13 protein-coding genes are annotated in these 19,838 nt (G+C 44.2%); all 13 read right to left on the bottom strand.

Annotated features, from left to right (window positions below; genetic code table 11):
• Nucleotides 1–10: 10 nt before the first annotated feature.
• The 13 genes from L1028_RS05090 to L1028_RS05030 all read right to left on the bottom strand — a co-directional run bounded on the left by L1028_RS05090 (nt 11) and on the right by L1028_RS05030 (nt 19,707).
• Complete coding sequence (locus L1028_RS05090; protein ID WP_234532035.1) at nt 11–1,522, bottom strand: sugar ABC transporter ATP-binding protein; 1,512 nt, start codon at nt 1,520–1,522, stop codon at nt 11–13.
• A 145-nt stretch (nt 1,523–1,667) separates the two neighbouring features.
• Nucleotides 1,668–2,744, bottom strand: coding sequence for a galactose ABC transporter substrate-binding protein (locus L1028_RS05085; protein WP_143759461.1), 1,077 nt, complete (start codon nt 2,742–2,744; stop codon nt 1,668–1,670).
• Nucleotides 2,745–3,027: 283 nt separating this feature from the next.
• Nucleotides 3,028–4,050, bottom strand: a complete 1,023-nt coding sequence (locus tag L1028_RS05080) for a substrate-binding domain-containing protein (RefSeq protein ID WP_234532032.1) — start codon at nt 4,048–4,050, stop codon at nt 3,028–3,030.
• Complete coding sequence (locus L1028_RS05075; protein ID WP_234532030.1) at nt 4,047–5,876, bottom strand: sensor histidine kinase; 1,830 nt, start codon at nt 5,874–5,876, stop codon at nt 4,047–4,049. Before L1028_RS05075 ends, L1028_RS05080 begins: the two co-directional genes overlap by 4 nt.
• Nucleotides 5,877–5,878: 2 nt before the next feature.
• Nucleotides 5,879–7,531 (bottom strand): response regulator, encoded by a 1,653-nt coding sequence (locus L1028_RS05070; protein ID WP_234532028.1) that lies wholly within the window; start codon nt 7,529–7,531, stop codon nt 5,879–5,881.
• Nucleotides 7,532–7,689: 158 nt separating this feature from the next.
• On the bottom strand, nt 7,690–8,154 hold the full coding sequence (locus L1028_RS05065; RefSeq protein ID WP_234532026.1) for a GNAT family N-acetyltransferase: 465 nt from the start codon (nt 8,152–8,154) through the stop codon (nt 7,690–7,692).
• On the bottom strand, nt 8,144–9,334 hold the full coding sequence (purT, locus tag L1028_RS05060; RefSeq protein ID WP_234532241.1) for a formate-dependent phosphoribosylglycinamide formyltransferase: 1,191 nt from the start codon (nt 9,332–9,334) through the stop codon (nt 8,144–8,146). The genes L1028_RS05065 and purT overlap by 11 nt, the downstream gene beginning before the upstream one ends.
• A gap of 149 nt (nt 9,335–9,483) precedes the next feature.
• Nucleotides 9,484–13,170 carry a dynamin family protein gene (locus L1028_RS05055; protein WP_234532024.1) on the bottom strand — a complete coding sequence of 1,229 codons (3,687 nt, stop codon included), beginning with the start codon at nt 13,168–13,170 and terminating at the stop codon, nt 9,484–9,486.
• 311 nt (nt 13,171–13,481) lie between these two features.
• Nucleotides 13,482–13,748, bottom strand: a complete 267-nt coding sequence (locus L1028_RS05050; RefSeq protein ID WP_042129455.1) for a hypothetical protein — start codon at nt 13,746–13,748, stop codon at nt 13,482–13,484.
• 25 nt (nt 13,749–13,773) lie between these two features.
• Nucleotides 13,774–14,454, bottom strand: a complete 681-nt coding sequence (nth, locus tag L1028_RS05045) for an endonuclease III (protein WP_042190074.1) — start codon at nt 14,452–14,454, stop codon at nt 13,774–13,776.
• A gap of 219 nt (nt 14,455–14,673) precedes the next feature.
• On the bottom strand, nt 14,674–17,406 hold the full coding sequence (locus tag L1028_RS05040) for an S-layer homology domain-containing protein (RefSeq protein WP_234532022.1): 2,733 nt from the start codon (nt 17,404–17,406) through the stop codon (nt 14,674–14,676).
• Nucleotides 17,407–17,493: 87 nt separating this feature from the next.
• Nucleotides 17,494–18,153, bottom strand: a complete 660-nt coding sequence (locus tag L1028_RS05035) for a GerMN domain-containing protein (protein ID WP_234532018.1) — start codon at nt 18,151–18,153, stop codon at nt 17,494–17,496.
• 114 nt (nt 18,154–18,267) lie between these two features.
• Entirely contained in the window at nt 18,268–19,707 is a 1,440-nt protein-coding gene (locus L1028_RS05030; RefSeq protein ID WP_234532008.1) for an N-acetylmuramoyl-L-alanine amidase family protein, read from the bottom strand.
• Nucleotides 19,708–19,838 lie beyond the last annotated feature (131 nt).

Raw genomic sequence — 19,838 nt, 5'->3', positions numbered from 1 at the left:
TCCATACTCCTTAATGCTGTGCAGCGAGACGCATAACTTCGGTTTCCGTAGCTTGCTCGCCTTCTAATATTCCTGTAAGCCGTCCTTCCGACATGACCATTACACGGTCAGACATTCCGAGCAGCTCCGGCATTTCAGAGGAGATCATAATGATACTCTTCCCTTGCTGGGCCAAGTCGGCAATTATGGAGTAAATCTCGAATTTAGCCCCTACGTCGATACCACGGGTCGGCTCGTCCAGAAGCAGGATTTCGGGCTCAGTAAGCAGCCATCTGGCGAGTAGCACCTTTTGCTGATTACCACCAGAAAGATTCATGATTAGCGTTTTAGTTGTAGGTGTTTTAGTTCGTAATTTTTCAATCATTTTATCTACTTCAACTTTTTTCTTCTTGCTATTCAGCAGGAGATACGGTTTTTGATAACGATGTAGATTAGCAATCGCACCATTCTCATGAACAGACAAGACTGGAAATATGCCTGTTACACGACGCTCTTCGGTAAGCAGAGCCATTCCGTGTTTCTTAGCATCTTTCGGAGAATTAATAGTAACATCCTTGCCTTTAATAGAGATTTTTCCCGATTTCAAGGCTCGCAGACCGAACAACGCCTCAATTACCTCAGTTCTCTGGGCACCTACCAGACCCCCGATACCAAGGACCTCTCCACGTCTTAATTCGAAAGACACATCTTTAAAAGATCTTTCCTCCGGAGAGGTTAAGCCTTCCACTTTCATGTATACTTCACCAGGTACGTTGAAGCGTTCAGGGAAACGGCTGGTCAATTCGCGGCCCACCATTTTGGAAATGATAAGATCTGTAGTTAATTCTTCCGCTGGCCAAGTACCAATTTTTTTACCGTCACGCATAATAGTAACTTCGTCAGAGATTGCAAGAATCTCTTCCATTTTGTGAGATATATAGATAATAGCTACGCCTCTACTTCTGAGATCCCGTATGATCCGGAATAAATGTTCCACCTCCACACTGGTTAGAGAAGAAGTGGGTTCATCCATTACAATAACTCGGGAGTGAAAAGAGACAGCCTTCGCAATTTCAATGGATTGGATTTTGGATACGGACAGCATACCCACTAATGTTTCGGGATTCAGATCGATATCCAGATCTTTAAACAAACTTTCCGTGTCAGTGTACATTTTCTTATGGTCGATAAACTGAATCGGTCCGATTCCCTTCGTTGGAAAACGTCCTAGCCAGATATTCTCCATAACACTTCGGAACGGCACGGGATGCAGCTCCTGGTGAATCATCGAAATACCACTTTTTAAAGCATCATTTGAACTGCTGATAGAAGCCTTCTCACCATCCAAAAAGATCTCACCGGCATCCGGTGAATAAATACCAAAAAGACATTTCATAAGTGTGGACTTACCTGCACCATTCTCGCCCATAAGGGCATGCACCGAACCCGGTCTGACCTTTAAACTAACATCATCCAGCGCTTTGACGCCGGGGAATTCTTTAGTAATGTTGTTCATTTCCAGCAAAAACTCAGCTTTTTCCATGTTGTTACGCCCCCTACGCTTTTTTTCTTTTTTATGAGAGGCACAGCGGTTCCATCCTGTTCCCTGCCTAAAAGAAATACCGAGGAGCGGTTATCCGCTCCCCGTGCTGTCATATGATCATCAGTAACTCTGTAGCCGAGGTTAATTACTTAGCGTCAGCTATGTTGTCTTTCGTAATCTTTTTGTAGGAAATCCACACGTATTGGTTATCAGTGATATCAAAACCTACATTATCTTTCGTAGGCGTTTCGCCTTTAGCAAGCAAAGCAGCAACTGTGATAGCCGCTTTACCTTGGTTATTTGCATCATTCAGCACCGTTCCAAGCATTGTTCCATCTTCCAACGCTTGAATCGCAGGAGCAGTTGCATCCACACCTACTACCGGCATGAATTTGTCACCCGTAAAATAGCCTGAAGCTTTCAGAGCTTCGATTGCACCGAGGGCCATATCATCGTTGTTAGCAAGAACAGCTTCAATTTTGTCACCGTGGGAGCCCAGGAATGCAGCCATTTTTTCTTGTCCTTTTACGCGATCCCACATTGCTGTATCTTCAGCCAGTTTCTCTACCTTGATTCCTGCATCTTCGATAGCTTGGATAGAATAAGTAGTACGAAGCTCAGCATCTTGGTGTCCTGGTTCACCTTTCAACATTACATATTGGAGAACTCCATCGCCGTTCTTATCCGCTTCAGGATGTGCTTTCCAGTAGTCAACAATCAGTTGGCCGGACATTGTACCAGACTCTTCTGCTTTCGCACCTACATAATAAACTTTATCCCATTTCTTCATATCTTCAGGAAGCGGTTCGCGGTTAAGGAATACCACTGGAATGTTTGCTGTTTTTGCTTTTTCGATAATGACGCCAGCAGCTGTACGGTCAACTGGGTTAATCAGCATCCCGTTATATTTTTTAGTGATGAATAAGTCAACCTTGTCATTTTGTGTTGGTTGTGAATTTTGGCTATCTACGATATCTACTGTAGCGATGCCTTTAGCAGCACTATCGATAGCGTTACGAACACCTGTCATAAAAGTATCGTCAAATTTGTAAATGGCGACCCCAACTTTAGGCGTTTCTGTTGTAGTGCCCGAGTTCTCAGTCTTTGGAGCGTTAGTTGCCTTGTCTGTAGCACTATCTGTAGTTTTGTTGTTGCCACCACAGCCTGTCAGAGCAGCACCCAGCAAAGCACTAGCTAATAGAACGGAAGTGATTTTTTTCATTATTCATTGACCTCCTATTTATACTTCTTTTTTTGTTTGCCCCTGATCGTCTCGGGTACATCCATATTATGCATCACCTGAAAACGCTTGCGAATATAAAATCCTACTCATTACTATAAAAATTCTAATGAACCCAAGAAGAAATATAAGGATGATTTTCATTAAATATTTATACTTTCTTATATTCTAAAATAAAAAACGAATACCGCCCCATTCAAGGATGGTATCCGTTACACGAAACGTATAAGCATAAACGCCTTCGGTGCCTATTTTAAAACAGCTCCTATCTAACAAACGGAAATAACAGCTTTTGATTCTCAGGCCACAACATATTGTCCAAATCAATTAGCTTTGTTCCTGTATCGACGCGTTCTGGTACATCGATTCCTTCGATCACTTCAACGGCATGTTTTACAGCCAAATACCCGTTACTAAAAGGATTTTGGATCACTGTTGCTTGAACAGTACCATCCTGCAGCAATTCCATCATGGAGGGGGAGCTATCAAAGGCAACCATTTTAATATTTTGTAACCCCCGACTTTGGATAGCCATAGCTGCCCCTTGTGAAGCAGTCTCATTCAGGCTCGCGATTCCTCGAAGATTCGGATGCTTCAGCAGCATCAGTTGTGTAAGATCTTCTGCATCCTTAATACTGGAGGTCGTGTATGAAATCTCAACCACTTGTATATTCGGATAACGTGCAGTGTAATTTAAAAATCCCTTCTCCCGCTCCTCCGCGTCTCTCGCACCATACTCAATGCCGTTAGAAGACTCCAGCTCCTCACTCTGTGTTGAATTGGTGAAGTTAATAATGCCCACCTCGCCGTATCCTTTTAACAGCTTGATCAATCGTTCTGCAGATTTTTGACCTGCCTCATAGCCGTTCGAGCCAATATATGTCCTTACTCTTGCTGAACCTACTTCCGCATCTACGGATATGACAGGGATTTTGGAATAAGCCGCCTGATCTACAACCTGAGCAAGCCCCATGTAACTACTTGCAGCTAAAATAATCACGTCTGCTTTTTCTTTTATGGAGTCCTGCACCATCTTCACCTGTTCTGTGATGTCACTCTCGGAGTCCGGAGCTTTAAAGGTTAGTTTGACGTTGAATTCCTGCGCTGCAGCTTCTGCTCCCAATTTAACCGTATTCCAGTAATCGCCCCTGTTCATTTTCACAATAAGATGAATATTACGGGTCTTATTTGTATTGATGTAATTGGGCGCTGAATTAAAACAAGAGGTAACTGTAGTCCATAACACCGCACACATTAACAAAGTTAGCCAAAAACGAAAGGTTTTCATGACGATGTCTCATCCTCCTTAAGCCCTTCATTGCCTTCGCCTTTTGCTAGTGCCGGGAAGATAAGGGTAACCGTAGTGCCTTCTTCAATTTCACTTTCAAAAGAAAGTCCATATTCACGGCCATAGTACAACTCAATACGCTCGTTCACATTTCTTACGCCTACCCCGGAACCACTCATACTCTTACTGCCGCCTGTCAAAATAACCTTCATAGTCTCCTTGGACATTCCTAATCCATTATCACTAATCCTTATAATGACAAGATTGTCCTTCAGTTCTGCTTGGATCGAGATAAAGCCTTCATCAGGCATCATTTCTATTCCGTGATACAAGGCATTCTCTACAATCGGCTGCAAAATCAGCTTAATCGTCTGACACTGCAGTACTTCATCCTGTGCAATGATCTCGTAGCGGAATTTATTTTTAAAACGAAAGCTCTGAATGACGAGATAATGACGAATATGATCAAGCTCTTCCTGCACAGTAATCATATTATTCCCTTTGCTTAGACTAATTCGGAAAAACTTAGATAAAGACTGAATCATTGTAACGACCTCCTCCGTCTTACCACGCTCAGCAAGTCGGATCACAGAGTTCAAAGTATTGTACAAGAAGTGTGGATTAATCTGGGATTGCAGAACTTCAAGCTCACCCTTACGTTTCGTCTCTTGTTCATAAATAATTTGATCCATCAATTGACGGATACGCTGCAGCATGAGGTTAAAGCGTTTAGACAACTGTTCCACCTCATACGCACCGCTCACATCGATTCGAGTATTAAGATCCCCTTCTCCTACCTGCTGAAGTGTCCGTTCCAGCTTACGGATCGGGCGGGCAATTCGCGCAGATAAAAAGACGGATACGATAATTACACATAAAATAACTACCGCTAAGAACCAGGACAAAAAGGTGTTCAGATCCCGCTTAGTGGTCACAATCTCATCATAATAAGCAACGCCTACTATTTTCCATCCGGTCTGTTCTAGTGTACGTACTGTGATAAAACGTTTTTCACCTGTAGACTCATCCAAATAGCTGCGATAAGCATATTCCAGTACCGGCTCCACATTTTCATACTTTAAGCCAGCATAAATAAGCTGCTGCTGCGGATGATATACGATGTTGCCTAACTGATCGAGGATGTAAGCGTATCCTCTTTTACCAAGCTTAACCTGCTTACTCAGCTCATCTATGGTGCGAAAATTAAAATCCATCAGGAGGATACCCGTTTTTAGTTCACCCTTCTCCTGATATTGAATGAGTTTACTGATGGACACGACCCATATATATTGACCTTTAAACAAGTTCTGAATATGGGGCGCTGAGTAAGAGATCTCAGATGTTTTTTTGGCCGTAGTAAACCAACTCTGGGTTTCTAACTGTGTGTTGCTGCGAAGTTTCTGTCCTGCTGTACCCACGACGTATTTCCCCTGTGGTGTAAAAACTGCTGCAGAAACCAGATCCTCTCTACTTCCCATTAACATAGCCATTCTTTCCATCAGTAAAGCGGAGTCCACGGAGGGGCTATTCGTAATTTGATCTTCTGCGGTTTCAAAAATATTTCGCATTCCTTTAACATAAATCCCCAAATTGTAATTCACTTGCTCAATAATCTGCTGCATATTCATATTGGCATTCTCTTCTGCTGTCTTCGCGAACTTGTTATACAGCATAAGGCTGACAACGACGGCTACAAGAACGGCAACGGATGTAAAAGTGAGCGTAATCGTTACTTGAATACTACGCAGCTTAGAGGACAATCGACGTTTCCCCCCTGTTGGATGCTGCGGCCGCAGTCGAAAAAAATAGGGCTTTTCTTGCCGCATAACTACCCTCCTCTGGAGCTATTTTTATACTCTTTGGGAGACTGACCATATTTTTTACGGAAGCAAAAGCTGAAATAGTTAGGATCAGCAAAGCCAATTTTCTCGGCAATTTCAAAAGCCTTCAGTTCCGTGGAGCGTAAAAGTTCCTTTGCTGCCTCTAATCGGATTTGCAAGAGATAACTAACGAAAGTCATCTTCATTTCCTTCTTAAAAATACTGCTAAAATAGCCCGTACTGATATGTAAATGCTGACAGACCTTTCCGATAGAAATATCCGATTCCTCATAATGGCTACGGATGTAATCTTTAGCTTCATCAATGAGCAGCTTATAGCTAGATTGGCGTTCTAAGGCAATGGAGTCCATTAGTCGGCTGCAGATCGTAATAATCCATTGCTTGGCTTCACTCATACTATTGAATTTATTCATCTCAGTTAATGAGGAAATGCCAGATCCAACGAACTTAGCAGCATCACTACCGGACTCTTTGGCTACACGCAGGATGGATGTAATAATCTCCAGCAAAAAAATCTGATAGTCCTGAGTAGATACCTGCTCAGCATTCAATCCGCCAAATAACTCCTCCACGACCTCCTTAAGCTCCTGTACGGTTCCCATCTTAATCGTTCGGATTAAGGACTGCTGGGTCAATTCATCATAGGCCAAAAGTGTATTCGAACGTGACTCCACATCCTCGATCCAAATGACTCTGTTATTGCCAAGAATGAGACGATAATCTAACGCTTGCATGGCATCTCCAAAGGAGTTAAATAGCATAGCAGGCGAGTGACAAACCGTTCCAGAACCAGCGGTTACCGTTAGCTTAAGAAACCGCTGCACATTGTGGCGTATTTCTTCTAGTATCTCAAAGGTCTTCCCTGTAATTTCAGCTTCTTCACTTGCATCACAAATTGAAAGGAGCACTACCTCATCACGATGGATAAACACCCTGCCGAAATTATGCTTATTACATAATTCTTCTGCAATATTCAGCACAGCAAATAGCTGTAAATTTCTCTCTCCCGTGTCTCGTAAAGAAATTTGCTCACCTGCAGTAAGGCTAACCGTTTCCCGCTCTGGACGAATATAATCCACACTAATTACCGAGGCTTGGAACCATTTCCCATGTAGATCTATTCCGTATTCCGAACTTTTCTCGTCTATTTCATTCATTCGTAACTTGCGTGAAACGAGTGACGATAAAAACTGTTCACGCAGCACAGGCAGACTTTTCCGATAATGTTCACTGAGTACAAAAACATTCTCTTTCTCTGCGATTTCAGCCTCTATAGTGGCTCTGACCTTTAGCAGAACATCAATCAACTCCTGTGAAGAAAACGGTTTCAAAATATACTCATCGATTTGCAGTTTAATCGCCTTCTGTGCATATTCAAATTCATCATACCCTGTCAGAATAATGATCTTGGTATTAGGATGCCGCTCGCGAATCCATTCCGCCAGCTGCAGCCCGTTCATAAAAGGCATTTGAATATCAGTCACAACTACATCCGGGAGCAGACGATCAATCGCATCCGCTGCCTCTCGTCCATTCTCCGCCTGTTCTACAATTTCGAAGCCATAGTCCTCCCAATCAATCTGACTGATGACCCCTTCTCTAACATCTTCTTCATCTTCAGCAAGAATTAGCTTGTACATTTCTCATCCCTCTTTAGAAACGATTTATTTAACTGTCATAAAATTCATTCTATATGATTCAAACTATTCCATCTATGGTTAAGTTATTTAAATAGATTTTGAGCAAAAAAAAACCATCCCGCCGTAGCTGGGATGGGGATGATCGGAACCTATAAGTATTATAACAACGCTTTGTTAAAGCGATAGCCTGCTGTCTTTTCGAAACCTAGATGACGATAAAAAGAATGTGCCGGTGCGCGCTCTACGCGGTTACCACTTCTCAAGAAGAGCTGACAGCAACCTTGCTCACGTGCCCATTCTTCTGCTGCGGCCACAAGTCTTTTACCGAGTCCGTTTCCTCTGAGTTCTTCTGATACGATAAGTGCAGTAATCTCAGTGATACAATCTGTCTGTTTGTAATACGAGATAACTTGTCTAAGACCGACCATTCCCACAACTTCATTGTTTAGTTCTGCAACAAGCGTGCACTCAAGATGGTTATTCTCCATGCTTTCAAGTCTCTCTTTCATCACGCTAAGCGTTGTTGGATAGCCGAATTCACGCAGAAGCGCTGTCACTCTCTCCAGATCATTCAAGCCGCATTTGCGAATTTCCAGTACAGGTGCCATGGTACTACTGTTCATCCTCATTTACCTCCACTTTTAGCATAGACGCTGCCTGCTTGGCTACCGTCCGCGCGATTTCCACATTTTCTGCCGCACTTAACGCTACAGCCATCCGCCGCCCTGGACGGACTTCTGGTTTACCAAACACCCGAACCTGAGTCCTAGGTAGTTCCAAAGCTTCACCAATTCCGGTCACAACAAAAGCTCGTCCTTCTCCTTCAGCCTTCAGCGTAGCTGAGGCACCTGGTGTCAGTAATTGTACTGACTGGACTGGAAAACCAAGAATAGCTCTGACATGCACTGCAAATTGAGATAAATCCTGCGTTGCCATCGTTACCATCCCCGTATCATGAGGTCTAGGGGACACTTCACTAAACAATACGCCTCGATCCGTCAAGAAAAGCTCCACTCCAAAAATACCAAAACCCCCGAGCTGATCGGTAACTGCCTTGGCAATAGACTGAGCTTCATCCAGAAGTTCCGCCTTCATAAAGTGAGGCTGCCATGATTCGACATAATCCCCGTCCTTCTGAATATGCCCAATAGGTGGACAAAATATCGTGCCAGACACGGACCGCACCGTTAAAAGTGTAATCTCGCTTTCAAAGGTAACGAATGCCTCTACGATAACACGGGTCCCTTTAGCTCTCGCTCCATCAAAAGCAGTGTTCCAGCATTCTTCCGCATCCTCCGGTCTTTTGCAAACACTCTGACCTTTGCCGGAAGAACTCATAATCGGCTTGATGACACAAGGAGTGCCTAGTTCTGCAACGGCTTGATGCAGTTCTTCCAGACTATCTGCAAAACGATAATCCGCTGTTGGCAATTCAAGTTCTTCAGCAGCAAGTCGGCGAATGCCTTCTCTGTCCATGGTCAGACGAGCCGCTCGTGCGGTCGGAACAACGAAGAAACCTTCCTCTTCAAGCTCTTGAAGAGCATGAGTAGCGATTGCTTCAATCTCCGGAACAATAACATCCGGTTTTTCTGAGCGAATAAGCGTTTTAAGCGCCTCTGCATCCAGCATATCAATAACATGTGAACGATGAGCTACACCCATCGCTGGTGCATCGCTATAACGGTCTACAGCTACGGTCTCTACGCCAAGACGTTGAGCTTCGATTATGACTTCCTTACCCAGTTCCCCGCTGCCCAGTAGCAGCAGCTTGCGGCTTTGAGCTGAAAAAGGAGCTCCCCACATTGTCGATTTCAACCTCTTTCGGCAATTTGACTATCTCGTTTCCATAATTTTCTGAAAACAAAACAGTTTCATTGTATATTTTCAGGCTTCTTTATTTTCATCCATCATACGCCAGATTGCAAGTGTTCTTCGACATTTTCCTACAAATTTCAAAGATTTTTGTCTAATCTATCAACGAAAGATTGTTCCAAGAGAGATAATTGGTGACCTAATTGACCCCAATGATCTGCGGATTCACCCCCTTTAAGGAGATCTAACATCGCTTTCTCTTGCTCCGCTAACCCTTCTTGTAGGTGTTCTGCAGCAACCTTTAATTCTCTGGCTATGCAATCGACATAATGCGCAAGCAATTTTTTCTTCTGCTCTGCCGCCGCAACATTAACAGCTTCTTTCACAAGAGGCTCAGCCGCACCTTTGACTTGCTCCCGGCCAGCGCCTTCAAAGAAATAGCGAGGAGATTTGAAATGACCCCATAAGGTTGACCATTCTACGGACTGAAGCTGGCATTCCAGTTCACTAGGAGAAGGCCATGCTGCTTCTTCATTCTCCATCAGATGAAACTCCTGAGTAGAGAAGTGTAGTTCAGTAGCAGCAGCTTCAGCCGCTTCATGAACAAGTCTGCGCCCGGTACTCTCTAATCGCAGCGTTGTCGCCCATAGCTCTTGCTCCAATTCACGCTGAGTGGTACGCATCAGCTCCGCACCACACGCTGCGAAGATAGCTTTTAAATTTCCTGCATCCTCACGCAGTAATGAGGGGTGAAAGGATTCCTGAAAATTTCTGGTGAAGGAGAAGCTAATCCGTTGACAGACATGATAGATCAGCTCCTCACCTTCATGAACAAGATCTCTGCTTGGACGTTCTTCTATCTCCAAAAGGGATAGCCGTTTCATAGCTAACTGACGACGTTCTTGCATTTCTTTTAATCCTGCTTCACGCTCGTTTGCCGCCATGGAAGCGAGATTCTGCCACTCTTCCGCCCTGCGGCGAACAGATGCGATACTCTCTGCAGCTGCATTAAGTGAAAGCTGAGGAAGTTCATCTCCCGCAAAGCTTGATAAGGCTTGCTCAAAATGATGGAAACGGGAAGCCTCATAGCGTTCATAATCATGCTGAGTTTTACCTTCCAGAGCAAGCAAGCTAGAGAGTGCATAAATTCTCGGCGAGCGTAAGCCACCTGCACGTAAATTTTGAGCGACATGCTCTCGTACCTCTTCCAATTCATCTTCGCCTGAAGCAAGATCGGAAGCATTGATAATAAAGAACATTTTATCAAGTGCAAAGCTATCTTTAATTCGGCCTAGTTGCGCAAGCAGACCTCGATCTGCTTTTGAAAAGGCGTGGTTGTAATAGGTAACAAAACATATCGCGTCTGCATTTTTCATGTAATTAAAGGTTACGCCGGTATGACGAGCATGCAATGAGTCGGCTCCTGGTGTATCCACTAGTACAATTCCGCTTTCGGTCAATGGACAGGCATAATACAAATCAATCCCCTGTACAAAACAGGCTCGGGTCTCCTCCGCTACAAGGCCTCGGTATTCTTCTAAATCAACCGTTCGCACCGTTCCCAGCAAGGGCTCAGCTTCTGCCCAGCCAGCCGCTGCCGCCCTTAGAAATCCAGCATGTGGCAACGCAGAGGGATGAACTCCCCTTGCAGGCAAGTTTGTTAGAACTGTTGTCCATGAGTTTTGCTGTGGTTCTCCTAGCTGCAGCACACTGAAGGAATGGCAGATGTCATCCCAGAAATCTGCCATGGTCTTCATTGTGACAACCGCGCTAGCATGGCGAAAGTCACCTTCCGGCGCCAATATGCGGTTGACCGCAGCCGTGGCGGGATGTGGAGACACGGGCAGCACTTCTTCGCCGAGCAAAGCGTTGGCGAAGGAGGACTTACCCGCGCTGAACGCACCGAACAGCGCAAGGGTAAAGCGGCCGCCGGCGAGATCCTCTGCACGTGCGGCCAAACTCCGCGCCGCCGATGCCATCGCTGGCTCGCGGCGCAGCAGCTCTGCCGCAGCCGCCAGCGCGTCAGCGGCTGCGGATAGCCGGCGGCGGCCTCCCGCCGGCGAAGCCGTTCCCGCCGCCCAACTTGCGGCGGCGGCACTTCCAGCCGCGGCGCTTTGCGGCGGCTGGGCCTCTCGCGGTGCGGCGCTCTGTGCGGCCGCACGCGGGGTTACCCTCACCTCCGGCAGGATGCCGGGGGTGAGGGGCCGGCGCGGCGGCAGCAGCGCCGCGAGCTCGTGCGCGCGGGCAGCTGCCGCGCGGTCCAGCGCGGCTAGCGCGTCAACGGCGCGCGCCTGCCGCGCAAGAGCCTGTTCGCGGCGATGGAGTTCGGCACGCTGCTCATCCATGAGCGGTGGCAGCTTCGCTAACAGCTCATCGCTCACCGCTAACGCGGCACGGCGGAACTGGCTCTTAATATCAGCCGAAAGTGTGCGGCAGAAATTGAGCAGCGCCTCACCGCTATACCCCGTTCCCGGCTTAACTGCAGCCGCCAGCCACTCCTGGCTCACCGCCGGGAACCCTTGCTTCAGAGTCGTCTCCGCCTCCTCCTCCCACAGCCCGAGACTCTCCGCCCAATCACGTACCAGCTGAATCAAATGCCATTCCAGCTGAGCGGAAATCTCTCGGGTCAACAGTCCTTGCCAGACTGCCAGTCGTTTACTTTGTTCCTTCTCCCGCCGTGCAGCCGTAGAGAATAACCCTAATCGAAACGTAGGGCTAGCACTTTCCATATAGCTTCCCGACGCCTCTCTTACATCTGCAGGCATTAGATTAGCATTATTAAGTAAGGTGTCTAGGCCAGTTCGCAAGCTCGCTCGTGACTGCTGAGGCAACGCCTCAAGTCGTTCCTTCTCTTCTTCGAGTGATTTCAGTTCATTCGTCACTGTCTCTGCATTCGTACCTTCTAGATCTTCAAGGAGAGCTGCTCTTTCCTCCTGCTGATCTTGACGGAATGCAGTTAGAGAAGAATCCGCTGTATGATGAATGGAACGAGACAAGCTATATTGAAGTAGCTGCTCCTTTTGTTCCAACAGTTCGGTTATAAGGCTGAGTAGATGATCCCAATGATTAAGAGGATGCTCTTTTTTTTTGAGAGAGGTGAATAGAATTCCAGCACAATGAATCCCCCATTGTTCAAAAGCATTTTCAAGTTGACGTTTATATTCCTCGATGGAAATCTCTTGTTCCCTGTGCTTGTCGATCTGATTAACAATCAGATACAAAGGTTTACCCCAGTCACTAAGATTTTTAGCAAAGGCCAAATTATTCTCTGACTGTACATGGTTATAATCCATTACATAAAATACGACATCAGCTAAATGCAGCGCGGAGCGGGTGGCCGCCTGATGACCATCATCCGTAGAATCTACACCAGGTGTATCCAATAGTACGCCATCCTTACCTAGCAGTGGTATCTCATTCCACACTTCAATTGCGGAATATTCACCACCATTTCGACAGTATTCTTGTAATCTTTCTGGAGTTGTCTCTATAGGAGCAGAATCATTTTTACTTCCTTCAACTCTAGGATAAATAAGCACTCGTGGAACTCCACTGCGAATAGAGACAATATTCGCACTAGTCGGCACAGGTCCAGAAGGCAGCACTGAACTGCCGCAAAGAAGATTGATCATACTGGACTTTCCTGCCGAAAAATGTCCGCAAAAAGCAAGGGTCAGTTCATTCCCACCTTCTTTATGTTGTAAATCTTCATATATACGTTCAGATCCCTCATCACCCCAGCGATGCATTAATCCACGCAACTGGAAAAGCAGCGATGCCGTTTCACTTAATGTCTCTTTCTCGATTCTAACCTGTTCCGCTCTCACTGACTCTCCACCTCCACTGTTACCATCTAATCATGCTTTGAATATAACCCATTCAAGAATACGAAATCAGACTCATTTTTAAATGTTTATACAGGTGTAATTTCTGTGATGTCACGCAGAACCTATTTTTATAAATAATAATTACAGTTTATCACCAGTTTGACACAAATTAAATACACACTACTTACAAAATAACCTATCATCTCTTACGAAATGAGGTTATTCAAACATCTTTCTTCTATTTTCGCTAGAAAAGTAAAAAGCAAAAAAGGAGCCAGCCCTAGGGCCGACTCCTTTTATCACTTCTAAATTTATGCAGTTTCCGAAACAGGCAACAGAATTTCGAATACTTTTCCGTGCTGCAGAATAGTCAAACCACGAGATTTATCTCTCATTACAACAACCTCAGGTTTCACTGACATACGCTCAAAATAGTGTTCAGGAACGTCACCGGAATGACTGATCGTGATACCTTCTACTTCTTGCTCTTCGTTCTCTTCGAGTGGGCTTTCCACTACGCGATCAAAAATATCCGAGAACACTTCAAAATTATCTGTGTATACAGAAATGCATTTCATCTCTATCCCATCCTCTTCTTCAACTCTAACTTTTTGGCGTATGATCTTTAGCTTTCCTGACAACAGCTGTTTTCATACGTTTTTTGCCCTCTCGACATACATCAAGAAGCGGGCAAACTTGACATTTTGGGTTCTGTGCCTTGCAGTGATATCGTCCGAAAAAGATAAGCCGGTGATGAGTGATCGTCCATTCGTCACGTGGCACAGCCTTCATCAGCTTCTTTTCCACTTCCAGCACAGAATCTTTCCAGCCTGCTAATGCAAGTCGTTTAGCAACCCTCTCCACATGCGTGTCCACTGCAATGGCAGGAACTCCAAAAGCATTGGATACTACTACGTTTGCAGTTTTACGACCTACACCGGGTAAAGTTACAAGCAAGTCATGAGCCTCAGGCACCTCGCCACCATACTGTTCTATGAGTATCGAGCATAGGCTTTGGATATGCTTAGCTTTGTTACGATATAGGCCGATGCGCCGGATATCCCCCTCCAATTCCTCCAGCGGTACAGAAATATAATCGATGGGGGCTTTGTACTTTTGGAACAGGTCCACGGTCACTTTGTTCACCGTTGCATCCGTACATTGGGCTGATAACAGTACCGCTATCGTTAATTCAAAAGCGTTACTGTGATTTAGCTCGCAATGAGCATCAGGGAACAAGTCTCCAATCGTATCCAAAATGTGGCGGACCTCTGCAACTTTCATAGTGTCCCCTCCACGGAGCGATTACGCTCATTAAAACTCACATGAGCGTGTCCTCTCTAATGTAAAGAAATATAAGCAAAGTCTGTATTATAACGTATGGTTTCATACATTTCAAGAAAATACAACTCTTATACTTTCTTATATTTCAAAAAAAACGTCTTGACGCAGGCAAAGCTCCTGGGTCAAGACGGTGATTCACTCAGAAATCCACCATTGCTACTATTGTTTCACAATTTCAACCACGATATCATTATTGAAATACATTATAATATTATCATTTTCTTTAAGAGATTGCACGGACAATGTCGTATCTCCTTGATGAATATAGACATTTGAAGCAAGAGTGAACTGATACTTATCGTTCAGATTAGCTCTCTTAGTCACCAATGAGCTCGTCGTACTGTCATAGCGAGAGAATGAACGAGTTAACTGTGGTAACACACGAATGACTGTCGCTCCATCCGTGTCTTTACGAATCTCTACTCTGTCCGATGTTGTTAAGTTACTAAGAGCAGTTGTTGTGGCGCCATCACGAATGATTCTAACCCCACCGCTTACAGCAAAGCTTTGTGCCGCTCCAGCATACTCTTTTACAACCAAATTATTCGCTGCAGCATCGACTGAACTAATCTGGCCCGTTGTAAGCTTAACTAGCTGAATAGCGAGCGGAGTGCTTCCATCAAAGGTCACATTAAGAAAATCCCCCGATTTAACAGCTGTCAGCTTAATGCTTTCGCCAGCTTCATTTGTTATTGGAAGTACAGCAGTATTGATCTCACTTGTTCCACCGTTCCATTTAACACTCAAACGGTTGGTTCCGGCATTAACAGTTGCTGCTTCAACTTGTAAAGCTGTCTTCACTTTCAGTACTGCAATAATGTCCTGACCAGTTGTCATTGAGGCTGTCACATTACTACCAACAGGAACATCACTTAAAGTTGAACTAGTCTTACCAAAGAGATCAATTAATTGTGGATAAGGCATCGTTAAAGTTTGCCCATCATTAAGCTTCAATACAATAGTTCTAGAGGAAGTATTAACAGCAGCCAAGGTTCCTTCATACTTTGTGACAATTTCCAACGATAAAGCCCGTTGTCCTATAGCTTTTACATTTACTTTACGGTTCTCAATAAGTTTCGTACCGATATTAGCTAAATTAGGAAGTGCACCTTCAATCAACAGTTTTGTTTTTTCATCCAACTGAACGACATGGGCTTTTTTATCAGTGTCCATAACCGTTAGAAGCTGCGTTTTACTATTATAATCAATAACTGTCGCTCCACTAAACTGATCAATTTGGCGGCTTAACACTTCAATCTTTATGACTTGATCGCTGCTGTTCAGCGTAAGCTGAATCTTGTCCCCACCGACTGTATCAGCTATAAGATCATCGGCCACAGGGCTATTCATGTTCGGTATAACAATTGCTGGCTTTGTAGCCAGTAGCTTAACTTCACGAGTTCCGTCCGTTTTTTTATAAACAACTGTTGAACTAGTCAGTTCTGTAAGTACACCCTGAACGGTCCGTTCAATACCTTCTGTCACTTCTACAGAACGTATCACATTTTCTTTAACTGTATATTTGACAGCAGAACCTGTCTTCAATTCTGTAGGCTGCAATACGGATGCTTGATAAGTGAATAATGAAGTTCCATCCTCCCATTTAAAGGTTTCTACCGTACCAGCAGCATTTTTAAAAGTAATGCTTTTCCCAGTTAGATCTATACTTTGAATGGTACCTGTTGTCGTCTTGTTAACAACGCCTGAAGTCACTTGAACCTTGACCACTTTATGTGAACCACTATAAGTTTCACGCTGGAACGTAACTATACTGTCTGCTACCAGCGAAGCAGGTTCAATTGAAGTCCCGTTCGCATCTACAAAGGTAGTCGTTTCATCGTAATAATATTCAGTGAACCCAGTAGCTGATTTCAGCCATAGCTTATTACCAGGTGCTACCATTGCGAAGCTTCCGGAAAGGCTCTCCACTTGTTGTGTAGGGTCAGTCACTTCAACATAGGCTGCGTTATATGTCGCTCCAATTACAGTAACCCTTGTGTAAGGTTGGATATCACTTAGATTTATTCTACTTTCAGAAGCGCTTGTGTAATAAGCGGTGCTCGCTCCCAGGGTATATGTAGATGTCTTTCCGTTGTTATAAACGGATAGTTTGCCATCTGCTAATTGACTGATTGTTCCTGATGCCGTGTTGTCATATTCAACCGTATTGTGAGCTTCCGCACGGCTGAAAAAAGTCGCCAATTGAGCACGGGTCACAGCCCCTTGTGGATCAAAGCGATTACCGTCAAGACCATTGGCTAATTTTAGATCAACAGCAACGTTGATGTACCCTCTTTTGTTTGCAGACACTTTAGAATCATCCGCAAAGCCTGTCGGTTTGCTAGCTGCTACAGTTGCGTCTGCACTTTTTCCAAGTGCACGAATTAACAGTTCAGCAATCCATTCTCGGGATGCTTTACGTTCTCCCCATGAAGTTTTCAAATTATCAGGAGACATTTCCGAAGTTTTGTCTAAAAGACCTTGCTGGAACGCTAGTACAACATAATCTTTGTAATAATTTGAAACCTTAAAATCAGTTGGCAAGGCCACAGCTGAAGAAGTATCCACTTTATCCTGCAACTTCATAAAACGTAATGCCATGAGCACAGCTTCCTGTTGAGTTACAGAATCCCCAGGGCGGAATAAACCATTATTACCAACCACAATTCCTTGTGATGCTAGTTTATATATATGCTTTTCAGCCCAGAAGCCTGTCTTCACATCGCTAAAAATGCCTACAGATTGTGTAGTGGTTGTTGCTGCTGTCGTAGCAGCAGTATCTGCAAACACTGCGCTTGCGCCACTAAAAATCATGGCTCCAGCCATAACAGCCGATACTGCTTTAGTAGAATAAGCCTTTAATGGAAGTTTTGACTTTTTTTGCGCGGACAATAGATTATTCCCCTCTCTATGACTCAAATAAATAGTATAGTTTAAAGTTCGTCAGTTAGATGCTTTTATCCTTTGTTGTAATAACAATTAGCTATTATCTCTAGTCATAGGATGCATTAGGTCAACATGACCCATCAAGCTTTCAACCTTTTCACCATCCACCAAAACTTCGATACTTTTTACTTCTTCAAATTGAAAATAGGTTTTGGCAAGTGATGAAATCGCTAAGGACTCCCCACCAGCACCCAGCTGTGCTTCATCCGGTTTATGAATATCCATCACAATTTGACCATCAACAAACTTTAACGATTTCAGTTTAATCTTGCCCCATAACGATACAAGGTCAGTATTCTCGTTGCTTTGCAATGCTTTGAACGTCTCTGTATATTTCTGAACATCGTCAGAGAAGCTAATGCTAGTCTTAGCAGGAATCAGATCCATAACTTGTGTATCCGTATAATATGCATCGATACTCTGGCTCTGTTTTTGCTTCTCATCTGCTACTGGCTTTGCAGTTGCCTGAGTTTCTGTGTTGCTATTATCTGCTGTCGGTTGCGGAGTGCTAGCCACTTCGTTTCCTGGTTCATCGCTTGGAGCCGGTGTACTTTCTCCCGCACCACTTACAACATTTGAAGTATCTTGCTCCACACCATTTGCTGGAGCCGCAGTAGGCTTGTCTCCACAGCCAGCAATCACTAGCAGAAGCAGTGTAGCGATCCCAATTGTACTCCATTTTTGTTTCATCATTAATAAACGCCTCCTCTAGATGAATACGGGCAGACAGGTACCGCAAAACCACTTCTTGCCTTTTAAAATAAAAGCAGAAAGCTGACTTTGCGGCGCTCGTCTGCCACTGGTCTGTTATTTTATACCCAAATATTCCTTAATCCCACTCACTATTGAAGCCGCAACTTTGTTTTGAAGTGCATCTGTAAAGAGCAATGCCTCATCTTTTTTGTTGCTAAGGTATCCCACTTCAAGTAATACTGCAGGCATTTTCGTTTCACGGATAACATGGAAATTCCCATAACGTACACCGCGATCGCTAAGCCCTGTAGCTTGAACAAGATATTTATGCATCACGTTCGCCAATGCTTTACTGGCTTCCCGTTGATAATACGTTTCTGATCCACTAGCTGAAGAGGAACCTGAGCTATTGGCGTGTACAGATATGAAGATATCAGCTTTTAAATTATTCGCCATAGCTGCTCTTTCTTTAAGCTCCAAGAATGTATCATTACTTCGTGTTAACACGACGTCAATATTACTTTCTTTTTTCAGCAATTCAGCTGTCTTAAGTACGATGGCCAAATTGAAATTTTTCTCGTATTTACCTGTAACACCCACTGCTCCGGAATCTTTAGCTCCATGCCCTGCATCTAATACTACTAGCTTTCTGCCGTTATTTCCTGGTTGTGTTGTAGTATCATCAGTATTTTCCGCATTTAGATCGATTACAACCAGCTTAGAATCGTCTCCAGTAACGCTAACGTTGTAATTCTTAGCATAGTTCAAATCAATTACAAAACGTACTGTATAAGGATTCGTGCTATAAAGGGAGTAACGTACTCCTGATACATCAGGATAATCTTTCACTTCCAAGCTACCGTTAAGGTCAGGATCAAGGATCTGTCCTGTACCAAAAAGGTCTGAGAAGGTGGCATTAGGTAAATCAACAACTAACCGATCCGGCCCAGTCATCACTGTCACTTTCGGTACTGAATTACCCTCCATAGCAATGCTCAAACGATTTTCACTAAAGCTCACACCATTTACCATCGTTAAATTCTTAGAAGGATCTACCGGTGGTACAACCTCAGATCCACCATTTTCAGTATTTCCACCTGAACTACCGTTATCATTTGAGGATCCTGGGGTAATAAGATACACACTCTTCTTCACGTTGTCCCACGAGACATTTAATCCAAACTGTTCACTAATGAACCGAATCGGTACAACAGTCGTATTACTACGAAGGATTGGTGCCGTGGTAAGGGTTACTGTCTTGTCATCAACTGAGGCTATCTTTTGATTCACAACCAGTTTGATGACCTTTCCTTGCTGTTCAATCGTTACCGTCTTGCTCTTCTGATCCCAACCCACGTTATATCCAAGGCTTTCAGAGATCAACCTTAACGGCACCATGATTGTATCATTCACATTCTCAACAGGGACATTTTGCCCTGCGGTCAGCTCCTTGCCGTCCAGATAAATCTTGCTATTCCCGGCAGCAGCATGTCCGTTCTCAGGCAAAACAAATACTAAGAGCAACAAAAACAACATCAAACTGAATTTCTTCATTCTTCACCTCTAAATCTAGTATTCGCCTGTGAATGGCGATCGTGATGGCCTGTCTACGTTAACCTCAGACCTCTATTAGACGCTAACAATCTATAAAGGTTGCGAATATATTCCATAAAAATTGAGAAATC

Source organism: Paenibacillus pseudetheri (assembly GCF_924513355.1).
Lineage (GTDB): Bacteria > Bacillota > Bacilli > Paenibacillales > Paenibacillaceae > Paenibacillus_AQ > Paenibacillus_AQ pseudetheri.
This window is presented reverse-complemented; position numbering and strand designations above follow the sequence as displayed.